The following is a 235-nucleotide window of genomic DNA, read 5'->3' as shown; positions in this document are numbered from 1 at the left end:
TGAAGGTGTTTGGTGAAGGCGAGTGGAAGGTCAGAAAACACGGCGCCGAAAAGCGCCGAGTCTGGCGCAAGTTGCATTTGGCGGTAGACCCAGCAACCCACGATGTCGTAGCAGCAGAAGTGTCATTGGAGAATGTCCATGATGCCGAAGTGCAGCCGACCTTACTCAATCCACTGCGGCGCAAGCTGGGGCGTGTTTATGCGGATGGCGCCTACGACAGCAAAGCCAGCCATCA

The 235-nt window shown here is 56.6% G+C and carries 1 protein-coding gene; it reads left to right on the top strand.

Translation table 11 applies throughout. From position 1 onward, the window contains the following. The coding region (locus tag L972_RS08255) for an IS5/IS1182 family transposase (protein WP_047437476.1) at positions 1-235 on the top strand (235 nt) is incomplete at both ends.

The sequence above is a fragment of the Aeromonas sp. ZOR0001 genome, from assembly GCF_000801015.1.
In the GTDB taxonomy this organism is placed as follows: Bacteria; Pseudomonadota; Gammaproteobacteria; order Enterobacterales; family Aeromonadaceae; genus Aeromonas; species Aeromonas veronii.
Note: the sequence above shows the minus strand (reverse complement) of the source record. Positions and strands in the feature narration are given on the sequence as shown.